Consider the following 7,100-nt stretch of genomic DNA (forward strand, 5'->3'; position numbering starts at 1 on the left):
TAGAGCGGGGGCCTTCACGGATCGGTAACCATACCCCTGTGGATCGTTGCTATCGCGGCGTTAACCATGCTGTGCATCGGGCCATTTACCGGCCGCGTACGGATCGGCAGGATGGCGCGATGAAGATCCGATTCGCCGTGATGGCCCTTGCCGCCGCAAATCTCGCCTGTGCCTCTGCTGCTCTCGCCGCCCCCGCGCGCAAGGCCGCCCCGGCCAGGGTTGCCCCCGCGCCAGTGCCCGTGCCCGATGTGGCGACCGTGGCCCTGGTGACCGACCAGGGCACCATCGTGGTGGAACTTGATGGCAAGCATGCCCCTATCAGCGTGGGCAACTTCCTGCATTACGTCGATGCCAAGCGCTATGACGGGATGACGTTCTATCGCGCCATGCATCTGGAATGGGGGCAGCAGCCCAATGGCCTGCTGCAGGGCGGCATCCGCGATGCGGCCAAGCTGTTCAAGCCGGTGGCCCATGAACCGACCAGCCAGACCGGCATCCTGCACAAGGCCGGCACGCTGTCGCTGGCGCGGCTGGCGCCGGGCACGGCGACCTCGGATTTCTCCATCCTGTTGTCAGACATGCCCGGTCTGGATGCCGATCCGGCCAATGCCGATCCCGATCGGCAGCTGGGCTATGCCGCGTTCGGGCATGTGGTTGCGGGCATGGATGTGGTGCGCAAGATCTGGGACATGCCGATTTCACCCACCATGGGCGAAGGCGCGATGCGCGGGCAGATGCTGGCGCAGCCGGTGAAAGTGATCACCGCGCGGCGCGTGGCGAACCAGACGCCTGCGCCTGTGCCCGCGCCAGCGCCAACAACGACACCCTGATCAATTGGGGCAGGCTACCGCCGCACTCTGGCCGCGACGAAACAGCACCACGCGATAGAAGAACGCGTCGCTGCCAAAGGCCTGGTTCGGCCCGGCAACAATGTCGAGCCGATCCCCCTTCGCCAGGTCCACCGGCAGTGGGCCGGGTTGCAGACCGCTGGTCAGCACGCCCTGCCACAGCGCCTTGCCATTGCGCAGCACGGTGAGGTCCACCCCGTCGCCGCCCGGCGCCTTGGCAAAGCAGCCACGCAGGTCCAGCGCCTGGGCTGCCGGCGCGGTATAGCGCCACACCGCGCGCAATGGCGCAGCGGCATCGCCGGCCGGTGCGGCGCTGGTGGCGTTGATGCGCAGCGGCTTGCTGAACTTGTTGCCGAAATAGCCGGTCCACGTATCGTCCAGCCAATCGAGCGCGGTATCGCTGCCCGCCCGGTTGCGCACGAAATAGCGCCAGGCCGGCGTGCCCCATCCCAGCAGGGTATCGGCCACCACGGCCGAGGCACCCAGAGTATAGCCCGTGCCGACGAGCACGATCGGCTGATCCCCGATCATCGGCGTGGCCAGTGCCTGCCCCGTGGGGCCATAGGCCCGCGTGCCGCTGCCCAGTACCAGCCCGCGCGGGGCGCCCCAGATCACCGTGGTATCGCTGCCCAGGCGATAGGCGAACAGCAGCGGATCGCCCAGATCCAGCCGCAACGGGCGCCCCTTGGGCAGGACGTTGGCCTGCAGAAAGCGGAACGCGCGGCCCTGGACCTTGATCGCGGTGCCGGCAAACAGCCCCATGGTGGGAAACCCGCCCTGGTCGATCAGGGCGTACCAACTCGCCTGTCCCACGCCACCGGCGGCCAGCATCGTCGCCTGCTTGACCAGCTCGCCTGCCGCCGTGGCCTGGTCGCTGGTGGCGAGGCCAAATTCGGTGGCCCAGACCGGCACGCGCTGCCCGGCGCCGTCCATGGCGGCGGTCAGTTGCGCCAGTTCCACGTCCACCCCTTCGGCGCGGTTGCGATAGGGATGCACGGCAAGGCCATCGACCTGCGCGAGCAGCCCGGCGGCAAACAGCGGGCGCAGGAAACCCGTGCCGATCATGTTGGTCGATCCACCCAGCAGCGCCGGGTTGCCGCCCAGCCGCGCATGGGCCGCTGCGGCAATCCGCACATAGGCGGCCACGCTGTCGATCCCAGCGGCAAAGACCATGGCGCGGCTGCCGTTGATCTCGTTGCCCAGCTCGATCGCGGCCAGGCAGTTGCCGAACTTGTCCTTCAGCGCGCCCAGATAGGCGGCAAACGCCGTGCGGCCCTGTTCTGAAGAGACCCACAGGCCGTTGTCATACAGCGGGTTGGCAGGAATCTCCGTCAGGATCAGGCGCCGCCCGGCCTGGCACGCCGCCATCAGGTTCTGCGCCGCCGCGCTGTCCAGGGTGTAGCGCCCCTTGGCTGTCTCCCCCGTCGCCCAGGGCAGCGAATCGCGCAACAGCGGCGCTTGCGCCTGTGCCGCCAGATCGCCCATCCCGGCTGGCCAGCCCTGGCTGAAATGGGTTTGCGCACCCAGCAGCAGGGACGCGCCCACGGCAGGCGCTGCCGCCTTGGCCGCGCTTGACGTTGCGGCCGCAGGGGCCACGCCGCCGGCGCTGCTTGCCAGCGTTACCGGCGCAGCGCCTGGCGTGGCGCTGGCCGAAGAGGTGGCCTTGCCCGTGGTGATGATCACCGTCGCCGCCAGGGCGGGGGCCGCCACAATGCCGGCCGTGACCAGCAGCGACTGGCGAAACCGGGTGTTCTTAATAAGCGCCATTAGCGGCCGTCCTGCACGTTGCCAGCAACAGGCGGCAGGGATTCGCCACCCGAGAGGCACAGTCTTGCCGCAATCGTTTAACATGGCCGCTCCAGACGCGGTTGACGCCGGCGCAGTCTTCGTTGCCAGGAACATATTGGCTATTAAGGGGAAATACTTGGGCTTTCATCACCGGCCAAGCCTGCGCCGCACGGTTGGCAAGGCTTGGCGCAATCGTCCGGGCCAGCGTCAAGCGTGCGAGAGACACCCGCATTGCCCGGATCAAGTGTACGACTGGTATCGATCCTTTGACGATTGATCACGCTACGGTGACCGACCGTGATGCCGACACACGCCTCGCCGATTCGGCACCATCGCGCCCCGGCATGGCCGCTGCCTTGTCCAGGCTTTCCCCGCTGGCGTGCCCCCTGATGCGGTGCCGCTGGATCAGGTGGTGATCACGGCGGGCGAACGGGTGCCGGCGTTGATGTTGCCGGCCCTCCCCGTGCGCTTTTTCAGGCAGTGCGTGCAGTTGGGAGGAAAGTAAAATCTGCCATCATGAATAAATTTCCACTGAATATTATCAGGAATAGGTATTTATAATTCTGAAATGGCGAGGGAGTGAATAATATGATGCAAATTGACTTTGAATTATATCATTGCTGAATTTTGAAATTTCCACTTGAATTTTTTGCAGAAATTCTGCATAGGCTGCGCATCGCCCCCCGTCATGATGCAAAATCTTGGATGCAATCGGCGCCTGAGAGACCATCGTGCTCCCGCATCTGGCAGGAGAACGGCCGTGGACCTCAATCATCTTCTTTTTCAGCATCAGGTTGCGGTGATGGATGCCCAGACGCGGCAGGACCATCGCGCCGGCAGCCGCTATGATCTCGTGCGGCATTATGAAACCCGCATTGCGCGGCTGCGCCAGAAGCTGGGCGTGGCAGCCTATCCGGAATGGTGCACGCTGCCTGCGGCCGGGTCAGCCGCTGCCGCCTGAGGCAGGCTGACGGGACAGCACGTCACCCATTTTTCGGCCCCGCTTCCTTCCGCCTGTGCACCACGCACGGGCGAGTGATCAACCGGCGCCCCCCGCCTCCCCCCTGCACGAGGTTTTCCCATGACAACCATCACCACCACGCGCGCGCTCAACCTGTCGATCGACGAGGGCGATGCCGCCAAGCGGTGCAAGGCCAATGCCCTGCGCATCAGTTCGATCGAGCCGCTCAAGTCTGGCGGCACGCATCTGGTGTTCGTGACGATCGAGGATGCCGACAAGGCGCGCATCCTGTTCAAGTCATCGCTGGCTACCGGCCGCGTCGTGCGTTTCCCGTTCATGGGTGCATCGACGCGCCACCTCTATTGATTTTAACGCCTGGCTAGATGGGGCGCCCGGGGCGCGGGAGGGCAGCCAGCCCTTCCTCCACCACATCGCCCACCCGCGCCAGGTCTGCCGCGCTGATGCAATAGGGCGGCAGGACATAGACGGTATTGCCCAGAGGGCGCAGCAGCACGCCATGATCGCGGGCAAAGGCCATCAGGTGCGGCGCCAGGGCGGAAAGATAGCCGCCATCGGGCGTGGCGAAATCCACGGCGATGATCGTGCCGCAGCGGCGGGGATGTTGCGCGCCGGGCAGCGCGGCGAGGCGATCGAGCAGTGTCTGCTGGTTCTGCCCCAGGGCATCGATGCGCGCCTGCACCGGCTCTTCACGCCAGATCGCCAGGTTTTCCACCGCCGCCGCGCAGGCGATCGGGTTCGCGGTATAGCTGGACGAGTGGTAGAACAGCTTGGCCCGGTCGGTTGACCAGTGCGCGGCAAAGATCGGCTCTTGCGCCACGGTGACCGCCAGCGGCATCGATCCGCCGGTCAGGCCCTTGGCCAGGCACAGGATATCGGGCACCACGCCGGCCTGGTTGCACGCCAGCAGGGTGCCGGTGCGGCCAAACCCGGTCATCACCTCGTCGGCAATGAACAGCACGCCATGGCGGCGGCACACCTCGGCCATCGCGGCCAGCACAGCGGGCGGATAGAACAGCATGCCGCCCGCGCCCAGCACCAGCGGCTCCACGATCAGCGCAGCCGGGTTTTCGCGGCATGCGGCTTCCAGGGCTTCGATCGTGTTGGCGCCATCGCCGGTTGGAAACGGGATCGTGCCCACATCGAACAGCAACGGCGCATAGGCCGCGTTATAGACCCCGCGTTCCCCCACCGACATCGTGCCGATGGTATCGCCGTGATAGGAATGCTCCATCACCAGGATGCGATGGCGTGCCTCGCCACGGTTGGCCCAGAAGCCCAGCGCCATTTTCAGCGCCACTTCCACGCAAGTGCTGCCGCTGTCGGAAAAGAACACGCGGGTCAGCGCTTCGGGCAGCATGGCCACTAGGCCGCGCGCCACGTCTTCGGCGGGCTGGTGTGTCCAGCCGGCAAAGATCACTTGGTCCAGCCGCTCGGTCTGGGCGCGGATTGCGGCCATGATGCGCGGGTTGTTGTGGCCATGCGTGGTCACCCACCACGACGAGATCGCATCGATCACGCGGGTACCGTCTTCCAGGATCAGCGCCGCCCCTTCGCCGCGCGCCACCTTGGGAATGGGCAGTCCCAGCCCGTGCTGCCAGAACGGATGCCAGACGGGCGAGCCGGTCATGCGAAATCCTCCAGCGCAAAGCCGCGGGCAAAGGCGGCGGCCAGGGTTTCCGGGGTAAGCGGATCGAGCGGGTCGAGCCGGCCCAGGCGGCGCACCTTGCCCATCGCGGCGATGGTCTGTTCGTTATCTGCGTTCTCGGCGCCGACGAAGGCGATGCCGTGGATCGGCACGCCGCGCGCGCGCAGGGCTTCGAGCGTCAGCAGGCTGTGGTTGATCGTGCCCAGCGCCGTGCGCGCCACCACGATCACCGGCAGGTTCCACCAGGCAAACAGATCGGCATAGAGCGTGCCGCGCGTGATCGGCACCAGCGCGCCGCCGGCGCCCTCTACCACCAGGCGTTCATGATCGGGCGGGGAAAGCCGCGCCGGATCGATCTGCAGTCCGTCCAGCTCTGCCGCGCGGTGGGGCGAAAGCGGCTGCGTCAGCCGATAGGCTTCGGGCAGGATCAGTTCGGGCGGCAACTGTGCCAGCGCGGCCACGGCATCGCGGTCTGCCCCGTCATCCAGGCCGGATTGCACCGGCTTCCAGTAATGCGCGCGCAGCGCACCGGCGAGGGCGGCACTGAACACGGTCTTGCCGATGCCGGTATCGGTTCCGGTCACGACATAGCGGGTCATCACAGGATCTCCTCAAGGGTGGCGGCCAGCGCATCGACATCGGCGGGGGCGGCGTTGAGCGTCAGGGATATGCGCAGGCGGCTGGTGCCGGCCGGCACGGTGGGTGGGCGAATGCCGCGCACATCGAACCCGGCGACCTGCAGCCGTGCGGCCACGGCCATGGTGCGCGCGTCATCGCCCAGGATGAGTGGCATGACCTGGCTGCCGCTGACGCTGGCGCCCAGCGGGCCCAGCCGGCGTGCGGCATGGTCGATCAGCGCGGACAGTGCGGCGCGGCGCTCTGGCTCGTCGGCGCAGATGCGCAAGGCCTCGCGCACGGCGCTGGCCATCAGCGGGCTGGGCGCGGTGGAAAAGATGAACGGGCGGCCGCGGTTGACCAGGAAATCGCGCACCACGCGCGGGCCGCAGACCAGCGCCCCTTCGCAGCCCAGCGCCTTGCCGCAGGTGCGCAGCACGATCACGTCTTCGCGCCCATCGAGATGCGTGGCAAGGCCGCGCCCATCGGGGCCGAACACGCCGGTGGCGTGCGCCTCGTCGATCACCAGGATCGCGCCATGGCGCTGCGCCACAGCGGCAAGATCATCCAGCGGGGCGCGGTCACCATCCATCGAATAGAGGCTTTCCACGCAGAGCCACAGGCGCCCGGTATGGCCCTGCGCGCGCCATTGCGCCGCTAGCGTGGCAAAGGCATCGGCGTCGTTGTGCGCGGCCATGGCGGTGCGCGCGCGGGTCAGCCGCAGGCCTTCGTGGACCGAGGCGTGGATCAGTTCGTCATAGATCACCAGGTCTTCGCGCTGGGGCAGGGTGGCAATCAACGCCACGTTGCCGGCATAGCCGGCGCTGAACCACAGCGTGCTTTCGCAGCCGAAGAAGGCGGCGGCTTCTGCCTCCAGCGCCTCGTGCTCGGGATCGTTGCCGCGCAGCAGGCGCGATCCGCCCGACCCCACCGCCACGCCGCGCGCCAGGGCATCGGCCACGGCAGCGCGCAGGCGCGGGGCTTGGGCCAGGCCAAGATAATCGTTGCTGGCAAAATCCACGCCGGCGCGCGGGGCCAGCGTGCGCAGGCGGGCGCGCGCCTGCAACCCCGCCAGATCGGCGGACTGGGCCTGCCACAGATCCGTGGCGTTCACGCTGTCCATGCGATCAGGCCGCGCAGCCGCCCGAGCAGCCGCCAACGGCTTTCATCGCGCGCAGCGGCTCTTCGCCTTCCATGGGCCTCAGGCCCAGGCGCGCGAACA

The 7,100-nt window shown here is 67.2% G+C and carries 7 protein-coding genes; 3 read left to right on the top strand and 4 right to left on the bottom strand.

Features of this window, described 5'->3' with window-relative positions:
* Positions 1–119 precede the first annotated feature (119 nt).
* Positions 120–830 carry a peptidylprolyl isomerase gene (locus tag C8K14_RS20050; RefSeq protein ID WP_107718684.1) on the top strand — a complete coding sequence of 237 codons (711 nt, stop codon included), beginning with the start codon at positions 120–122 and terminating at the stop codon, positions 828–830.
* Here the strand turns inward: C8K14_RS20050 and C8K14_RS20055 are convergent, their stop codons facing one another.
* Positions 831–2,615: a hypothetical protein gene (locus C8K14_RS20055; protein ID WP_107718686.1), complete on the bottom strand. Its 1,785-nt coding sequence runs from the start codon at positions 2,613–2,615 to the stop codon at positions 831–833. It lies immediately after the preceding gene.
* Positions 2,616–3,438: 823 nt separating this feature from the next.
* Here C8K14_RS20055 and C8K14_RS20060 point away from each other — a divergent pair.
* Entirely contained in the window at positions 3,439–3,597 is a 159-nt protein-coding gene (locus tag C8K14_RS20060) for a hypothetical protein (RefSeq protein ID WP_210427005.1), read from the top strand.
* A 120-nt stretch (positions 3,598–3,717) separates the two neighbouring features.
* Complete coding sequence (locus C8K14_RS20065) at positions 3,718–3,963, top strand: hypothetical protein (RefSeq protein ID WP_022677013.1); 246 nt, start codon at positions 3,718–3,720, stop codon at positions 3,961–3,963.
* Positions 3,964–3,976: 13 nt separating this feature from the next.
* On the opposite strand, the gene C8K14_RS20070 is transcribed toward C8K14_RS20065, so the two are convergent.
* From C8K14_RS20070 to C8K14_RS20080, 3 genes are read right to left on the bottom strand one after another with little or no spacing between them, the layout of a single operon-like run.
* Entirely contained in the window at positions 3,977–5,245 is a 1,269-nt protein-coding gene (locus tag C8K14_RS20070) for an adenosylmethionine--8-amino-7-oxononanoate transaminase (RefSeq protein ID WP_107718688.1), read from the bottom strand.
* Complete coding sequence (gene bioD, locus C8K14_RS20075; protein ID WP_107718690.1) at positions 5,242–5,862, bottom strand: dethiobiotin synthase; 621 nt, start codon at positions 5,860–5,862, stop codon at positions 5,242–5,244. Before bioD ends, C8K14_RS20070 begins: the two co-directional genes overlap by 4 nt.
* Positions 5,862–7,001, bottom strand: a complete 1,140-nt coding sequence (locus tag C8K14_RS20080) for an 8-amino-7-oxononanoate synthase (RefSeq protein WP_107718692.1) — start codon at positions 6,999–7,001, stop codon at positions 5,862–5,864. The genes bioD and C8K14_RS20080 overlap by 1 nt, the downstream gene beginning before the upstream one ends.
* Positions 7,002–7,100: the final 99 nt, after the last annotated feature.

Source organism: Novosphingobium sp. GV079 (assembly GCF_003058045.1).
GTDB lineage: Bacteria > Pseudomonadota > Alphaproteobacteria > Sphingomonadales > Sphingomonadaceae > Novosphingobium > Novosphingobium capsulatum.

Coding starts and splice junctions, on each gene's coding strand:
- C8K14_RS20050 (WP_107718684.1), top strand. CDS start 120: ATGAAGATCCGATTCGCCGTGATGGCCCTTGCCGCCGCAAATCTCGCC.
- C8K14_RS20055 (WP_107718686.1), bottom strand. CDS start 2,615: ATGGCGCTTATTAAGAACACCCGGTTTCGCCAGTCGCTGCTGGTCACG.
- C8K14_RS20060 (WP_210427005.1), top strand. CDS start 3,439: ATGGATGCCCAGACGCGGCAGGACCATCGCGCCGGCAGCCGCTATGAT.
- C8K14_RS20065 (WP_022677013.1), top strand. CDS start 3,718: ATGACAACCATCACCACCACGCGCGCGCTCAACCTGTCGATCGACGAG.
- C8K14_RS20070 (WP_107718688.1), bottom strand. CDS start 5,245: ATGACCGGCTCGCCCGTCTGGCATCCGTTCTGGCAGCACGGGCTGGGA.
- bioD (WP_107718690.1), bottom strand. CDS start 5,862: ATGACCCGCTATGTCGTGACCGGAACCGATACCGGCATCGGCAAGACC.
- C8K14_RS20080 (WP_107718692.1), bottom strand. CDS start 7,001: ATGGACAGCGTGAACGCCACGGATCTGTGGCAGGCCCAGTCCGCCGAT.